Raw genomic sequence first — 14,978 nt, 5'->3', positions numbered from 1 at the left:
ATTTCATCGGAAATACTGCCTGCAATGGCCTACCCAATGCATGATGAATCATGCAATGATTGCCGTGTCGACTGCACTTACGCTGCTGTGGTCACGTTTCCAATAAGAATAAAGAGGCTGATCATCAGCCTACCTCCTGGGAGGTGATACCGTGCTTAACCACCCCGTTCACGCCGAGGTGTCAAACAGCGACCAGCTACCACTGGACGGCCTCCAAGCGCTGCTCAGCACCCCTGAGCGACTGCTGTTCGCTTCCTCGAACCTGGAAGATGCGAGATCCTTGGTTAGCCGAGTGATGAAGCCTCACCGCATTTCACAGGTGGATGCGTCCGAAAAACTTGATGCACGAATGCATCATGTCGCCCTGGGCGAAGTGTCCCTCAGTCGCCTCAGTTACGGGGCTTCGGTCGAGATCGACTGCGACCCACTCGATGGCTGCTTTCTGATCCAGATGCCAATCAGTGGCATGGCCAACATCAAGGTTGGCTGCCACGACCTGGGAACGTCTGGAGAGATTGCGTCAGTTTTGAACCCGTCCGACGCAGCACACATGCGCTGGAGCAAGGACATGGATCAGTTGATCCTGCGCGTCTCTCGGAGCTTGCTGGAGCGCACCCTGGTCGGGCATCTGGGCCATACGCTGGACGAGCCCCTGCGGTTCGAGCACAACTTTGCCTGGCGGCACAGCGCGGCTTGGCGATCTCTTCTTTCGTACCTCATGGGCTGTGCCACTCAATACCCGAATCTGGCACAACACAAACTGGTGCTGCCACAGATCGAGCAGCTCACTCACTCGATACTGTTGGCAACTCATCACCACAACTACAGCGAAACGGCGCCGGCGCGGCGCAATTCGATCCTGCCCAGGCATGTTCGCCGGGTCCAGGACTACCTGCATGCACATGCCCACGAACCCATCACTCCCGACCAGCTTGCCCAGATGGCTGGCGTCAGCCTGCGAAGCCTGTACTCGGGGTTCAAAGAGTTTCTTGGCATGAGCCCCATGCACTACTTGCGCGATCTCCGCATGGAAAAAGCTCATACCGAGTTGGTAAGCGGCGAGGCCGCCAACGTAGCCGGAGTGGCACTGCGCTGGGGCTTTGCCCACATGGGGCGGTTCAGCAACGAGTACAAGCAACGCTATGGGGAATCTCCAAGCCAGACTCTCAAGCGCATTTGACCTGGAGCAGCTGAATGAAGACACAAGCCTTTACAGCCCCACATGTCGGACTGACCGTTCCGGACCTAGAAGCAGCAATCGCCTGGTACTGTGACACGCTGCAATTCCGGCTATTGGCCGGGCCGCTGGGCGTCAGCGAAGTTGACGACCCGCTCGGACCTGTCGCGCAAAAGATCTACGGCGAAGGTTTCGGAGAGTTTCATTTTGCCCATTTGGCCACGCCTGACGACGTCGGCCTGGAGCTGTTTCAGTTCGCACGAACCCGCTTAGATCCCGGGAGTGAAGGCTTCACTTATTGGAAGAAAGGATTCAATCATCTGGGTCTGAGCGTGCCCGACATTGAGAGCGCAGTGAACAAGGTAGTCGCTGCTGGGGGGAAGGCGACAACGGAGGTCCTGACCGTCAACCCTATCAAGGGCTACAAAATCGCGTACGCCGAAGACCCTTGGGGTTGCACGCTTGAGCTGTGCTCCCACCCCTACGTGCAGATGTGGAGCACCTGAAGGGCAGGAACGGCACTGTCCGTCCGCCCTGCCAGGCGATACGGACAGTGCCGCAGCACTTCGTCAATCATGCACTGACAGCGCGGAATTGCCCCTCGAGGTAGCCGAGCGAGCCTGAGCGCTGCTCATCGCCCAGCTCTACCGACTCGACCTGACCGATCAGGACCAGGTGGGTCGCCACTTCATGGACCTGCACCAGCTGGCAGTGAAACACGGCGGCCGCACTGGGCAGACTCGGTGAACGCTCAGGCTGAAGGTTCCAGTCACCGTGCTCGAAGCGCCGCCCGGCCTCGATCCCTGCCATGCCGCCGAAGACCCGGGCCAGCCCCTCATCGTCAGAGCTCAACACATTCACGCTCAAACGCTGCCCGGCGCTGATTGCCTGGCCTAACGAGCTATTGCGATTGACGCACGCAAGCAGCGTTGGTGGATCTGCGCTGACCGAACAGACTGCAGTGGCGCACAACCCGACTGGCGTTCCATCCGACTGCCAGGAAGCGAGGATGTTCACGCCGCCGAGCAGTCGGCGCATCCCCAACCTAAAATCGCTGGCACAGGCCGCTGCAACGGTAGCGGCGGGTAAGGCAGTTGCTTGACTCATGCTGTTCTCCTTTATTCGGCGCGCAGGCCGGCTTCACGCATCAGCGGCAGTACCTGCTCACAGAAATACGGCAGCTCATCGGCATAGTTGACGAAAGTCAGCGCAGCACCGCCAAAGCCCGCTTCGTGCATCTTCACCATCTCGTCGACGATTTGCTGCGGAGTACCAATCAGCGGGTAGCTGCCGGTTCCTCCGGCAAAGCGCTGACGGTACAGCCGATAGGCATCATCGGAGTGACTCTGACTGAAGCCCTTCTTCTGCTGCATGTGATAGTCGAGGGCATCATTGTCGGCATGCGTGACGGAGTAGTGCTCGTAGTAGTCCAGCGCTTGCTGGGCCGTTGGCCTACAAACCACGTGGGCGACGGTGTATGCCCCCAACTCCCGACCCTGCGCTTCCCCCCGCTGGCGGATATCGGCGATCTGCTGGCGACCACCCTCCATGTCGGTAAAAGTGGTAAACAGATAGTCGCAATATTCCGCAGCAAAGTTGCGCCCCGCAGGCCCAAACGCGGCGTTCATGGTCAGCGGTCGCGGCCGCTGCACGGACACCGGGCTCGAGACAGCGCCTTTGAGTGAGTAGAAACGCCCCTGATGATCCAAAGGTTGCTCGCCGGCATAGAGCCGGAAGATGATGTCGGTCCATTCCGCCGCCTGAGCATAGGGATCCTCCGAGAGCTGGGTACCGAACATGGCAAATTCGTCGGGATTCCAGCCGCAGACGATGTTCAGTCCCGCCCTGCCATTGCTGACATGGTCGATCGTCGCCAATGCCTTGGCCGCGTACAGCGGGTGCACCAGCGGTACGTGCACTGTCGAGAACAGGGCCATGCGCTCGGTTGCGGCAGCCAAGGCCGCAGCAAACGTGAAGGTCTCAAACGACCACTCACGCACGCGCGTGGCGCCACCAAACCCTTTCCAGCGGGCAATGGGAAGGAAGAAATCAATACCGCCACGGTCGGCGATGCGGGCAGCCTTCAGCACATCGGCCCAGCTGGCAGACCAGCGCTCCTGGACCTTAGTGAAGCTCAAACCACCATCTGCGTTGGTTGAAAAGACCCCGACCTTGAAGCGGTTTGGACCGTACATCGGGTTGAGTGCTTCATTCGCCATTGCATTTTTCTCCAGGTGTTGGACGGCGCGACTGCTTCAACGCAGTCGGCGACTGATCATCGGGAAGTGCTGGTTGTTGCCCTCGAAGGGCGGAAAGGTGTGGTAGTCGGCACGCATCTCATGACGCAACGGTGAATTCAGCGCGGCGGTGAGGGCCTCCGGGCTGTCGAAGACCACCTTGTTGCGTTGCACGGCATGGCTGCGTGGCGCGACTAGCGTGCTTGCCCAACTCAGCGGCGTGTACAGCTCGAGCTCGCGGAGGGCGGGCAAGCGCTTCATCAGTGGGATGTGGTGGGCGGTGTAGTGCGCCAACCAGGCCGAATAGTCCAGTGGCTGACCGTGGTATGCGACCAGATAGCTGCAACGGCTGCCCTCCCCCTGCCCGGCCCCTTCGGCGCAGGCATAACGGCGCACCAGCATGGCCTGCTGGGTAATCAATTGCCCGTCAGGTGCAGTGAGCCGCAGCGCATCCACCAGCCCATGCAGGGCCCCGTTCGCACACGCTTGCTGCTCAAGCAGCTCGAGCTCTCCGAAGTAGAGCTGCAGCACTGCAGCCGGATGCTCGACTTCATGCAGATACGGATCGCAGGCATTAGCCGGGGTGTGCAGCAGTACCTGGTCCACACCCTGGATGTCCTGGGCGCGCTCAAGCCAATGCTGGTCATCTTGGGCGGGCAGCGAGCCATTGACGGTCAGAAAAAGGCAAACGGTCATCTCGAACTCCAACATTTGGTTTCTGAATCCAGTTTGCGAAACCTCGCTCGCCGAGTCAATGCAAGAGAACGCGATGAAGAAAATGAGGATAATGTTAGAAAACTATTTGGATATGCAGCTAACAGCCCAGGGATACGATAAAAAAGCTAGCGACCTCACAAGAATAATAAGCTTTCTGAATTCATAAGGCCCATTGTGCCGATCGCCTGCTCACACCCCAACTGGCACGCCCGGACATCCTCGACGCTCTGGGCGCGACCCGATCCTCGCTTTGACAATGAGGCAGCCATGAGCACACCCGAAACTGTCTACTCGCCCCCCACTGATATCCTTGCCAGTCCCCAGACCGCCTTGCTCAGCAAGATCACCTGGCGGCTGATGCCCTTCCTGTTCATCTGCTATCTGGCCGCCCAGATCGACCGTATGAACGTCAGCTTCGCCAAGTTGCAGATGCTGGAACGCCTCGAGTCCAGCGAAACCGTCTATGGCCTGGGCGCAGGCATCTTCTTTCTCGGCTACGTGCTCTTCGAAGTGCCGAGCAACATGCTGCTGCGCCGCTTCGGCGCTCACCGCTGGATCGCGCGGATCATGGTGTCCTGGGGCGCCGTGACGGTGGCGATGATGTTTGTGACCACCCCTCTGCACTTCTACGTGCTGCGCTTTCTTCTTGGTGTCGCGGAGGCAGGCTTTTTCCCTGGCGTGATCTACTACCTCACCTACTGGTTCCCCAAAGCACAACGGGCCCGTGCAACTGCGGTATTCATGACCGCAATCGCGGTATCGGGCGTGCTCGTAGGGCCAATCTCCGGGTGGATCCTGCAGGCCATGGATGGGTTTGAAGGCTTGTCCGGCTGGCAATGGCTGTTCGTTCTGGAAGGATTGCCAGCCGTGCTGCTGGGGATCGCCTGCCTGTTTTACCTACCGGCAAGCCCAGCCACAGCTCGCTGGTTGAGCCAAACAGAAAAGGACCTGCTCGCCCGGACACTGGCCGCAGATGTCGGCGACTCAGCGCGCGCCCCTCTGCGCGAGGCGTTGAAAAGCTCAAGGATCTGGCTACTCAGCGCGATCTATGGCTGCTACGGCGTGTCCTTCTTCGGCTTCGTGTTCTGGCTCCCCACCATCGTCAAGTCAGCCGGAGTGCAATCGCCGTTGCATATTGGCCTGCTCACCGCAATTCCCTGGACAGTGGCGGTCATTGCCATGTTCTTTGTCGCGGCCCAGGTGGAGCGCCGGCAAAACACTCTACCGGTGCTGATGGCGCTTTCCATCCTCGCAGCAGCCGGCTGGGTGGTAAGCCCAGCGGTAAGTCACAGTGTAGGGCTTTCGCTCGCGGCGCTCAGTCTTGCCATGTTCGGTTTGATGGCCTCTTTGCCGGTATTCTGGAACCTTCCTACCAGTGCATACCAGGGCGGTACCGCGGCAATCGCCATCGCCATCGTTACGTCCCTAGGCAATGTGCCCGGCTTCTTCTCGCCCTACATTGTCGGCTGGCTGAAAGAGGTAACCCGAAGCATGGACGCGGCGATGTACCTATTCGCGACTGTCACACTGTTGGCGACTGCTCTTCTCGCCATCTACCGCAAGTGCTACGGACGTAACGGTAACGGCTAAGTATGCAAAAAGTCCGGAGCCTTCATCAGGTTCCGGACTTTTCGATACGCACGCGATCAATCAGTAACAGTCAGCTGCGCCAGCCCCTGCCTAATTCACGGGATACAACGGCGCCTGCCCACGCAGCACAGCGGCCACGTTGGCAAATGCCTTGGTCCGCACTTCTGCGTAGGACTGCTCGGAATAATGCGCAGCATGCGGAGACAGCAACAGATTTGCCTGAGTCAACAGCGGATTATCTGCACCCAATGGTTCGCACGCCAGCGTATCCAATCCGGCGCCAGCAATCTGGCCGGAGGCTAAAGCGTTAGCCAGCGCCACCTCGTCAACCAACCCTCCTCGCGACACATTCAGCAGCAGCGCGCCAGGACGCATGCGCTGCAGCACCGACGCATCTATCAGGTTGGCCGTGTGCTCAGTTAAAGGCACATGCAGCGACACCACATCGGACACCGCCAGCAGGTCATCAAAAGACACCCCCCGTGCACCGCTTGCCTCGATGACATGCCGAGGGATGTGCGGGTCGTAGGCGTATACGGTAAAGCCCAGCACTGCAGCCTTGCGGGCGAAATCTCGCCCGATGCGCCCGAAACCGACCAGCCCCAGGTTCATGACCGAAGGTCGACGTATGCCCTGCCCGCCCCCCAAGGCATCCCAGTTACCCGCTCGCACCGCACGGTCGTATTGAGGCAAGCGGCGCAGCAACGCCAACAACATGGCGAGCGCGTGGGTACTGACCTCATCGAAATTGGCATCAGGCACATTGGTCACCTTGATGCCCGCCGCCGTGGCGGCCGCTACATCAATGGTGTCAAGCCCTACCCCGAAGCGGCTGATGACCTTACATCGCGGCATAGCCTGGATCACGCGTGCGCTGAACGGCTCCCGCAGAGCCAGCACCGCGTCAGCAGTGGCACACGCGGCAATCAGCGCCTCTTCGCTCAGGCAGGCGACGTCGACCAGTTCGACGTCCAAACCTTCAAATTGCTGAAGCTGCTCAGCTTCTGTGAGCAACATGCCATCGGTCTTTACAACCTTGAACATCAGCTCACCTCCTCCACCGCGGTCTTGAATGCAGCCACTGCGGCTTGCGCTCCTGCTGCGAGGAACAACGTGTCGCTGCCGAGAATGAAGAAGCTCACGCCGTGCTGCTGCCAACGGCCAACATCATCAGCCGAGGGCCGGAAGATGCCTACCACCTTACCGGCCTTGCGGCTCACTGTGACGATCTCGAGGATGGCATCATTAAGCCGCTGCGCATCGTCGGGCCCCATGGCATCCAGGGACACGGAAAGATCGCCTGGGCCGATAAAGATCACATCAATACCGTCGACGCTCGCGATGGACTCGATGTTGCGCAAGCCCTCGGCACTCTCAATTTGGATTGCCAGCATCAACTCGCGATTAGCGCGCTGCAGGTATGGACCGATGGCACCGCCGTAAGCAGCCGCGCGCCCAGGCCCGACGCCACGCTCGCCCAGTGGCGGATAGCGGGTCGCCTTGACCGCCGCGATGGCCTGCTCAGCAGTACCTACGCGCGGTACCAGGACGCCCCCGGCACCAGAATCAAGTACTGACGCAATGGCTTCCGGTACTAGGCCAGGCACCCGCACGATGGACGGCACACGTGCCACATCTGCGGCGCGAACCAGCTCTTCCGCGTCGTGACGATCAATTGGCGAATGCTCCGCATCGATACAGACGAAGTCAAAGCCACAACCGGCGGTCAACTCCACGGCACTTGCACTGACCACCGCACAGAAGGTTCCGACCACTGGCTGCAGGTCAAGCACGCGTTGTTTGAAAGACATGACACCCACCTCGATTACCTAACATGGAGGCCCATGTTAGAAAGCCGGTTAGTACCGGGCTGTCCGATTAGCTGGGGTTTTCTAGCCATTTGTTTTCGGACTGACTACACCGCACCCGCCAAGCCTCATGAAAAGACTTCTGGCTCGGGCTCTTCAACGGTATAGGTGATCAAGGCTTGTTCGGCCTGCCTGAGGAATTCCCCCATGGCCTCCTCCACCCGTTGCGGCTGACCCGCTTCGAAAGCCTCGAGAATGCGCGCCAGCCCTTCGACTGCCACTTCCTGAACCTGAACGATGGTCAGCGTCTTGCTTCGAACCATCCTCGCCTGGTCGCCGAACTTTTCGATGGTCGCCTTCAGACGACCGTTGGCGACACGGTCCAGCCAAGTCTGCCGAAATGTAAAGGCAGCTTCGATCAACATAGCGCTGTCGGCATTTACCAAGGCCCGACGTGCCTGGCGACAGGCTCGACTCAACAGACTCAGGTGATGGTCAGTCATCTGCGGCACCGTGCTGGCCGCGGCGGCGGGCTCCAGCAAGCGACGCATCTCGAATATATCCAGCAAATCCTGCCGACTATAGTGAGGCAGCACGAAACCTCGAGTGGTGGGCTGCAGATACCCATCGCTAACCAGTCGCAGCAACGCCTGGCGCACCGGCATACGCGTACAACCGAACTCTTCGGCAATTTCGTAATCGAGCAATCGACGTTGATCATCGAATTCGCCGGACTGCAGTCGCGCGCGCACATCCTGAAAGATCGTCTCACTCAAGCTGTTCTGCTTCAGCGTGGTAGCGCGGGGCGCCTGGCTGGCGCGGGCCGGTTTGGTTTCGGCAGATAGTTTGTCGGGCATAAGACCAGGTCGGTGAGTTTCAACGATTAATGTAAAGAGCGGCGGACTTTGCCGTCAATTGGAGCCGTCACGGTGTTGCGATCCGATTGCGCTGCGCTGTCACTGAGGGGCACTCGCCAAAGAGCTTTCGGTATTCGCTGGAGAACCGACTGAGATGCTTGAAGCCACAGTTAAGAGCCACAACCGAGACGTTCCGATTGTTTGGCTCTTCGAGCAAGGCACGCCGGGCCATCTCAAGCCGGGTACGTTTGAGACACGCCATGGGCGTCGTATCAAAGTAGCGCTTGAAACCCTCAAAAAGCTTCGCCCGCGAGATGCCCGCAGCCTGCTCGATGTCCTCGAGGCACAGATCCATTGCAGCTTGCTGCCGGATGAAGTCGCGCGCCTTGATCAGGTAGTGCGGCATCCTCGCGGCGCTGGCTTCGCGCAATTGCTGACTGTAGTTGTTTGGTTGCGCCAGGATCAGTCCCTTGACCAAGGCCGTCTCGATATCCCTGGCATACGCCACGTGGCTATACAGCGCTTGGCAACGCGGGATCTCTTCGAGCAGATAACGCACCGAGCGCCACCAGGAGGCGACCGTTTCATCCCCTGCATTCATCAACGGCTCAAAACGCAGCGGCTCGACGCTCGGGCTCTGCAGCAGTTCGTCCAGGCAACTGCGCATAGCTGCGCGCGTGATTGAAATCAGAAGCTTGCGGCAGTCGCCTGACATCATCAGTTCCTGGTCTTCATCAGGACTAAGAATGAGTCCGTGATCGGCATCGGAGACGTATCGCTGACCGTCCTTGCGCAGCACCTGAAAGCCAGTCAATGGCAGGCTCGCACTGTACCCTTTCAGGTGCTGCGCACGCTCGATTCCAACCGTTACGTCGGTACCATAACTGAGACAGCCCAGCGTCGTGGACATAGAGCGCATCACGCAGGCGCTGTGGCTGAATTCCACCATCTGAGGGGCCTGCGCTTGCAGCCAATGCGGCCCGTTGATCTGGGTCATCCAGCGCCGTGCACTTTGAATATCGCTTCGCCCCGTGTGGATTTCACGAAAATCCAGCCGATTCTGCTGATTCATTACGGTGACCCCGTTTTATCTTTGTTATGCCGCCATCGGTTCGCATGTTGCAGCAAGGAACGTACCAAAGCGCGGAAGTCATGAAGCATTACTGGATTCAGAATATACAACTGAATTGATCCAACTCCAAGCACCAATCAAGCGCAGGTCACCCTTTCGTGCGTTGTTATGCAGCACGACAAACCATAAATCTCTGTCAGGAAACGAAAAAATTGCGCCAACTCAGAATTTTATGCATTAAGTTCCTGCCCACCACTGAGTATCCGACCCGCCCCGCCATGCCGTCAGCTCCCAACATGCCCAGAATTCTGCATCCAGTTCTGCCCGCAATCATTCTTTAACAATGCGGCTAGCGAGGCAGCATTTTATGGCTATTGATCAGCGCTCCGTGATCGCAGAATGAGCCGGTCGAAGCCGTTGAGACAGACGGCAAGACACGGGCATGAACCGATAACCATAAAAGCCTATCGTGTTGGCGCCGTTCTTGCTGGAACGTCGTCGCTACCGCCATCAGTAACAACGCCGGCGATCAGTACACTGAGAATGCTTCACGGTTCAGGTCAGCGCCCATTGCACCCTCGCTACTGCTGATGACTGACTGGGGAACTGACCATGCGTTGCAAAATCCCGCTGAAAATCCTGAGTGCCGGCGCCGCCTGTGCAAGCATCCTGCTGCTGAGCAACGCCGCTCTGGCCGTGGGCGACCAATCCGAAAGCAAAGGCTTTATTGAGGAACAATCCCTCACCGGTTTACTGCGCAATTTTTACTTCAACAGGGACTTTCGCAAGGGTGCAAGCAACTCGTATGGCGCCGGAAAACGCGAAGAGTGGGTACAGGGCGCCTCGCTGAACTATGCCTCCGGTTTCACTCAGGGCACGGTGGGCTTTGGCCTGGACGCTTACACCCGCGGCGCCGTCAAGCTTGACAGCGGCGGCGGCACCACCGGCACTCAGCTGCTACCGATCGGCGATGACCGTAGAGCCAATGACACTTACGGTACCGCCGGTGGCACACTCAAGGTGCGGCTGTCGCGGACGCAGCTGAACATTGGCGACTTCATTCCCAACACGCCCGCCATCTACGCAGACGTCGGCGGCCGTCTTTTCCCGCAGATCGCCCATGGCTGGCAGTTGCAAAGCAACGACCTGGCGAACACGACCCTGGAACTGGCCAGTTTCACCTCTGGATTGGCCGGCTCAGGTTCCACCTATGACATCGTCAAAACCGCGTACGGCAACCGCGAGGTCAAGCGATATCGCTACGGAGGAGGTCGCTACGACTTCACCTCCAACCTTAACGCCTCGTTTTATGTGGCCGAAGCCAAGGACATCTTCACCCTCTACTACGCCGGCGGCAATTACACCTGGCCGATCACTCAAGGCCAGCAGTTGAAATTTGCAGTGAATACCTATCGCCAACAAGACACCGGGCAGTCGCTGGCCGGCAAGATCGATGGGTTTGCTGCAGCACTGACCGTAGCTTACAGCATCGGCTCGCACACCTTCACCGTCGGCGCGCAGAAAAACGATAGTGATACCGTGCTCGAAGATTTGGCGTTTGCCGACGGCAAGGCCACGGGACTGGCCATGCCGATGGCAATGCAAGTCGACGAATTCCAGGGACCGCGGGAAAAAGCCTTCCAGCTACGCTACGACCTCAACATGGCCGGGTACGGTATTCCTGGACTGAGCTTCATGATAAGACACCAGATCGGTCGCGGTGATGGCAGCCACGCCGACCCTAACGGCGACTATGCCCGCCGCTGGGGACCTGATACTCGGCACTGGGAGCGTAACATCGACGTCAAGTACGTCATTCAAAGCGGCCCCGCCAAGGACGTCAGCTTCCGCGTGCGACAAGCCACCGTGCGCGAGAACCCCGACCAGCCGTTGCGTAACATCGATGAAACGCGCCTGATTGTGGAGTATCCGTTCAAATTGCTGTGATCCAATATACGCAAACCCCTCAGCCCCGCAAGGCTGAGGGTGTTCAGATTTGCGTCTCGCTGAGGTGCTTTTTCAAATACCCGAGAAAGGTATCCACGACACGAGGCAAGGTGCGCCCCTGAAGCGTCTGAAGTTCGATGGTGCGATCATTGAGCACGCGATCTTTGATCGGGACCGCAGCGCAACTCCCCTGCGCCAGACGGTAACGAATCGACACTTCACCACACAAGGTAATGGCATCGCTGTTGGCCACATAGTGATGCAGGATCATTGGCGAATTGCTCACCACTGCGGGTTCGATCACCAGCCCTTGACGGCTGCAGGCCACATCAAAAACCTGCCGCAGGCTGGCCTCGGGTCCTGGCAACACCATCGGATAGGCACTCAACTGCTGCAACGAAAGGTACGCCCTCCCACTCAGCGGGTGCCCAGGTCTCATCGCTGCCAACACTATGGCAGGCTGTCGATATTCCACTTTGATATCTTTTTCAGCCAGGCGATTGAATGTCAGACCAATATCGGCACTCCCATCCTTGACCCATTCTGCAATTCGCAGCACGCTGCCAACCGACACATCGAAATGAATGTTAGGAAAATTTTTCTTGAACTGCAGTATCAAATGCGGCACATAGTCCAGCGCAAATCCTTCCGTACACGCCAGTGTCACTCGGCCTTTACGCAAGCCATCGAACGAAAAAATATCCGATATCACTCGATCAGCTTCGAGTTCAGCTTTTCTTGCGTAATCCGCAAGCAATTCGCCGGCTGCGGTCAGTACCATCCCGTGCGGTTTTCGATCAAAAAGCGCCGTTCCGATCAGCCCTTCGAGGCCGCCGATCTGACGACTGATTGCCGAATTGGCAACATGAAGTCTTTCAGAGGCCTCAGCAATCGACCCGCAGCGAGCCACCTCAAGGAAATAGCGGGTTGCAGTATTTTTTAGAGCATCTGATTTCATGCGAATAATTCTCGTATGCATTGCAAAAAAAGCAACGAAGCGTGCGACATTATCTAATTGTAGCATCGCTCTGTCCACGGTAACTTGACGACTGCTAGCCGTTTTTACCTCTTACAAGATGACACTTCGGCAGGTTTATAATGTTTATAAGAAAAAATGCTTTGCTGGCCCTTCCTCTCACCGGCGCTCTCCTCTGCGCAGCACCATGGGCACATGCCGGGAAGATCGACAACTCCCTGACTTACGCATCTGATGCGGAAATTGACAACATCACGCCTTATTACAGTTCGCTGCGCGAGAGTGTTATTGTCGGGCGACATGTTTGGGACACGTTGCTTTATCGGGACCCCACCACGGGCAAATATTCTGGCCAATTGGCCAAATCGTGGAACTGGGCTTCGCCGACTCAACTTGATTTCCAGCTCCGTGAAGATGTGAAATTCCATAATGGCGACAGTTTTACCGCCGACGATGTGGTTTTCACTCTCAACTACGTCACCTCTGCGGAAGCCCGGATCATCACCCGCCAGCAGGTAGAGTGGATTGCCAGCGCGGAAAAGCTGGGTCCATACAGCGTACGTATCCACCTTAAGGCACCGTTCCCCGCGGCACTGGATTACCTGTCCAGCGCATTGCCAATGCTCCCTGGCCAGTACTTCCAGCGAGTCGGCCTGCAAGGCTTTGCCAAAGCGCCGATCGGCACCGGCCCCTACCGCATCACTGAAGTCGTCCCTGGCCAAAGTGTCAGCATGGTGCGCAACGAGCACTATTTTGATGGCAGCCCTCAAGGCAAGCCGCAGATCGGCGCCCTCAAGTTCATGACCATCCCGGATCAAGAAACCCGAGTAGCCCAGCTGATGACGGGGGCAGTCGACTGGATTTGGCGAGTGCCATCTGACCAGGCAGAGTCGCTGAAACAGATGCCCAACCTGATCGTCAAAAGTGGCGAGACCATGCGGGTTGGCAGTTTGACCATGGACAGCCGCGGCACCTCAGACCCCTCCTCCCCATTTAAGGACGTTCGCGTTCGCCAAGCCGTCAACTACGCAGTTAACCGCGAGTCGTTGAGCAAAAACATGGTCGGTGGCGGCAGCAAGCCTGTCTATGCTGCCTGCTTCAGAACTCAGGTCGGTTGCAACACCGACTCTGTGGTCAATTACGCGTACAACCCGCAAAAAGCCATCGAACTATTGACGGCTGCGGGCTACCCAAAGGGCTTCGATACCACCCTGTACGCGTATCGCGATCGTGATTACGCCGAGGCTGTCATTGGTGAGCTACGCAAGGTCGGCATCCGCGCAAGGTTGCACATGTTAAAAGCCACGGCCATGCAGACCGATTACCGCGAGGGCAAGATGCCACTGACGTTCCAAGCGTGGGCCTCGCTGTCGATCAACGATGCATCAGCATTCCCCAGCGTGTACTTCAAAGGCGGTAGCGATGACCAGAGCCGCGACCCGCAGGTGCAGCAGTGGCTCGCCAGTGCCGACACCGATATGGACCCCGTTGCTCGCGCCGCAGATTACGGCAAAGCGCTGGGCCGCATCTCCGAGCAGGCCTATTGGGCACCGCTGTTCAGCTACTCGTTGAACTATGCCTACACCAGTGACCTGAACTTCCAGGACTACCCAGACGAATTGCCGCGTTTTTACAGCGCGCACTGGAACTGAGCCGACGAGGATAATGCGCCATGCTTGTATTCATGCTGCGCCGACTGTTCACCGCCTTGAGTGTCGCGCTCACGGTGTCGATGGTGAGCTTCATTCTGCTCAACCTGTCTGGCGATCTGGCAACGGCCATTGCCGGCCCAGATGCCACCGCAGAGCAGGTCGAGCAAATCCGCATCGACTATAAACTCGACCAGCCATTGCCTAACCAATACTTGAACTGGTTAGGCAAGGCACTCACGCTGGACTTCGGGCATTCGTTCTTTGTACCCGAACCCGTTAGTGAGCTGATCTCCAGGCACCTGCCAATTACCCTGGGACTGGGCGTGAGCGCCCTGCTGCTGGCAGTGCTCGTCGCCATTCCACTGGGTGTTCTGTCGGCTTTCTTTCGCGACAGCTGGATTGATCGGTTTGCCCAGAGCCTGGCGGTACTCGCTCAAGCCATGCCCACATTCTTCACTGGGCTGCTGTTTATCGTCGTGTTCGCTGTAACCCTGCACTGGTTCCCCGTCGCCGGTAATACCACTTGGAAGCATTTCGTGCTCCCAAGCGCCGCACTGGCACTGCATGCGGTCCCGGCCATGCTCCGGCTCACCCGTTCAGGGATGCTGGATGTGCTGGGGATGGACTACATCCGTACCGCTTATGCAAAAGGTCTCGGCCATACAACAGTGGTATGCAAGCACGCCTTGCGCAATGCCGTCATCCCGGTGATCGCGCTGGTGGCAGTCGAACTCGGCTTTATGCTGGGCGGTTCGATCGTCATCGAGTCAGTGTTCTCGCTACAGGGGCTGGGCAGCCTGATCTGGGTATCCATTTCCCGCAACGACTTCCCTGTGGTTCAAGCGGTGGTCCTGATCATTGCGCTGTTCTACATCGGCCTGACGTTCTTCGCGGACGTCCTCAACGCCTATCTCGATCCGCGCATGCGCGTGCGCCAAGGGTGAT

General features: G+C 58.2%; 14 protein-coding genes. 6 read left to right on the top strand and 8 right to left on the bottom strand.

Features of this window, described 5'->3' with window-relative positions; translation table 11 throughout:
* Positions 1–151 precede the first annotated feature (151 nt).
* Together ACY8GK_RS03875 and ACY8GK_RS03870 are read left to right on the top strand one after the other, a co-directional pair.
* Positions 152–1,180, top strand: coding sequence for an AraC family transcriptional regulator (locus ACY8GK_RS03875; protein ID WP_462402358.1), 1,029 nt, complete (start codon positions 152–154; stop codon positions 1,178–1,180).
* A 14-nt stretch (positions 1,181–1,194) separates the two neighbouring features.
* Positions 1,195–1,683: a VOC family protein gene (locus ACY8GK_RS03870; RefSeq protein WP_462402357.1), complete on the top strand. Its 489-nt coding sequence runs from the start codon at positions 1,195–1,197 to the stop codon at positions 1,681–1,683.
* A gap of 67 nt (positions 1,684–1,750) precedes the next feature.
* Here ACY8GK_RS03870 and ACY8GK_RS03865 read toward each other — a convergent pair whose 3' ends face one another.
* Genes ACY8GK_RS03865 through ACY8GK_RS03855 form a run of 3 tightly spaced genes read right to left on the bottom strand, consistent with a single transcriptional unit; the run spans position 1,751 to position 4,110 of the window.
* Positions 1,751–2,284 (bottom strand): flavin reductase family protein, encoded by a 534-nt coding sequence (locus tag ACY8GK_RS03865; protein ID WP_462402356.1) that lies wholly within the window; start codon positions 2,282–2,284, stop codon positions 1,751–1,753.
* 11 nt (positions 2,285–2,295) lie between these two features.
* On the bottom strand, positions 2,296–3,396 hold the full coding sequence (locus ACY8GK_RS03860) for an LLM class flavin-dependent oxidoreductase (protein WP_462402355.1): 1,101 nt from the start codon (positions 3,394–3,396) through the stop codon (positions 2,296–2,298).
* Between the two features lie 36 nt (positions 3,397–3,432).
* Positions 3,433–4,110, bottom strand: coding sequence for an EthD family reductase (locus ACY8GK_RS03855; RefSeq protein WP_462402354.1), 678 nt, complete (start codon positions 4,108–4,110; stop codon positions 3,433–3,435).
* A 288-nt stretch (positions 4,111–4,398) separates the two neighbouring features.
* Between ACY8GK_RS03855 and ACY8GK_RS03850 the strand changes: the two genes are divergently transcribed.
* Positions 4,399–5,721, top strand: a complete 1,323-nt coding sequence (locus ACY8GK_RS03850) for an MFS transporter (protein WP_462402353.1) — start codon at positions 4,399–4,401, stop codon at positions 5,719–5,721.
* A 90-nt stretch (positions 5,722–5,811) separates the two neighbouring features.
* Here ACY8GK_RS03850 and ACY8GK_RS03845 read toward each other — a convergent pair whose 3' ends face one another.
* From ACY8GK_RS03845 to ACY8GK_RS03830, 4 genes are all read right to left on the bottom strand, one after another.
* Positions 5,812–6,765, bottom strand: a complete 954-nt coding sequence (locus ACY8GK_RS03845) for a C-terminal binding protein (protein ID WP_462402352.1) — start codon at positions 6,763–6,765, stop codon at positions 5,812–5,814.
* Positions 6,765–7,532, bottom strand: coding sequence for an HpcH/HpaI aldolase family protein (locus tag ACY8GK_RS03840; protein ID WP_462402351.1), 768 nt, complete (start codon positions 7,530–7,532; stop codon positions 6,765–6,767). Before ACY8GK_RS03840 ends, ACY8GK_RS03845 begins: the two co-directional genes overlap by 1 nt.
* Before the next feature lie 125 nt (positions 7,533–7,657).
* Positions 7,658–8,386 carry a GntR family transcriptional regulator gene (locus ACY8GK_RS03835; RefSeq protein WP_462402350.1) on the bottom strand — a complete coding sequence of 243 codons (729 nt, stop codon included), beginning with the start codon at positions 8,384–8,386 and terminating at the stop codon, positions 7,658–7,660.
* A gap of 67 nt (positions 8,387–8,453) precedes the next feature.
* On the bottom strand, positions 8,454–9,458 hold the full coding sequence (locus ACY8GK_RS03830) for an AraC family transcriptional regulator (RefSeq protein ID WP_462402349.1): 1,005 nt from the start codon (positions 9,456–9,458) through the stop codon (positions 8,454–8,456).
* A gap of 612 nt (positions 9,459–10,070) precedes the next feature.
* On the opposite strand from ACY8GK_RS03830, the gene ACY8GK_RS03825 reads away from it, so the two are divergent.
* Complete coding sequence (locus tag ACY8GK_RS03825; RefSeq protein WP_462402348.1) at positions 10,071–11,405, top strand: OprD family porin; 1,335 nt, start codon at positions 10,071–10,073, stop codon at positions 11,403–11,405.
* Between the two features lie 43 nt (positions 11,406–11,448).
* Here the strand turns inward: ACY8GK_RS03825 and ACY8GK_RS03820 are convergent, their stop codons facing one another.
* Positions 11,449–12,429, bottom strand: coding sequence for a LysR family transcriptional regulator (locus ACY8GK_RS03820; RefSeq protein WP_462402347.1), 981 nt, complete (start codon positions 12,427–12,429; stop codon positions 11,449–11,451).
* Between the two features lie 74 nt (positions 12,430–12,503).
* Between ACY8GK_RS03820 and ACY8GK_RS03815 the strand changes: the two genes are divergently transcribed.
* Both ACY8GK_RS03815 and ACY8GK_RS03810 read left to right on the top strand, forming a co-directional pair.
* Entirely contained in the window at positions 12,504–14,033 is a 1,530-nt protein-coding gene (locus tag ACY8GK_RS03815) for an ABC transporter substrate-binding protein (protein WP_462402346.1), read from the top strand.
* A gap of 20 nt (positions 14,034–14,053) precedes the next feature.
* Positions 14,054–14,977 carry an ABC transporter permease gene (locus ACY8GK_RS03810; protein ID WP_462402345.1) on the top strand — a complete coding sequence of 308 codons (924 nt, stop codon included), beginning with the start codon at positions 14,054–14,056 and terminating at the stop codon, positions 14,975–14,977.
* Position 14,978 lies beyond the last annotated feature (1 nt).

It is taken from the genome of Pseudomonas sp. Marseille-QA0332 (genome assembly GCF_054950175.1).
The sequence above is the reverse complement of the archived record's forward strand: the minus strand, read 5'-3'. Positions and strand labels throughout refer to the sequence as shown.